We start from the raw sequence: 855 nt of genomic DNA, 5'->3' as shown, positions 1-855 counted from the left end.
GATTCCTATAGGGACTAAACAAATACGATTATCAAAAATGGGTAAAGATCGTAATGTGTTAGTCAATCAACTTACAGGAGAAGTTTTAGGAACGCATGTAACAACTTACAAAAAAGTTGATAGAGGAAAATTTATAAAACTTTTCGCTGAAAATATAGCGATGACTTTTGAATTAGGTTCTGCTGGGCTTAAAGCCTTAAATGTATTGATTTTTACTGTGCAAAATTCAGGAATGAACAAAGATAGAGTTGTATTAGATAAATACGCTTTAGAAGAATTTTTATCTGACTCAGGTCAAAAATTATCTCAAGCAACATTTACTAGAGGAATTAAAGAGCTAGTGGGGGCTCAAATAATCGCAAGATGTTTAAAGCAAGGAGATTATTTTATTAACCCAAATTTTATTTTTAATGGAGATAGAGTTGCATTTACTACAGCAATAGAAAAACAAGATTAAATTAGCGGTACTTGAAGGGACGGCAATCCCAACAAGCACCTGATCTAACAACCTAAGCTAATCAAGGAAGCAGCCTAGCGGCTGCAAATCGATATCGGGTAGAATGGTGGTACCTTGAACTTCTGGAAATCATATAAAATTACCCCCGTGCTTTCTGAATTCACTCCTCGCCCTCTAAAAACGTTGTTTCAGCGAAACGGTGCTTGGGCCGAACTGCTAAACACTTACCCACTGAGGCCTGTTGAAGTAGAAGTTGTCACCAAAATGCTAGCTTGTGGCACACCACTTATGGGAAGCCGCGAATTATGCTGTGAGAATACCCATTGTCCACATCGGCGCCTTATTTACCAAAGCTGTAAAGGTCGGGGATGCCCGAGCTGCGGCAAAAAGGCCACCGA

The 855-nt window shown here is 39.1% G+C and carries 2 protein-coding genes; both read left to right on the top strand.

The annotated features are described in order from the left end of the window. Position 1: 1 nt before the first annotated feature. Entirely contained in the window at positions 2 to 457 is a 456-nt protein-coding gene (locus tag CBG25_RS03615; protein WP_290604581.1) for a replication/maintenance protein RepL, read from the top strand. A 114-nt stretch (positions 458 to 571) separates the two neighbouring features. Beyond that, on the top strand, positions 572 to 855 hold a 284-nt coding region (locus CBG25_RS03610), incomplete at its 3' end, for a transposase zinc-binding domain-containing protein (protein WP_290604579.1).

It is taken from the genome of Arsenophonus sp. ENCA, assembly GCF_002287155.1.
Taxonomy (GTDB): Bacteria; Pseudomonadota; Gammaproteobacteria; order Enterobacterales; family Enterobacteriaceae; genus Arsenophonus; species Arsenophonus nilaparvatae.
Note: the sequence above shows the minus strand (reverse complement) of the source record. Positions and strands in the feature narration are given on the sequence as shown.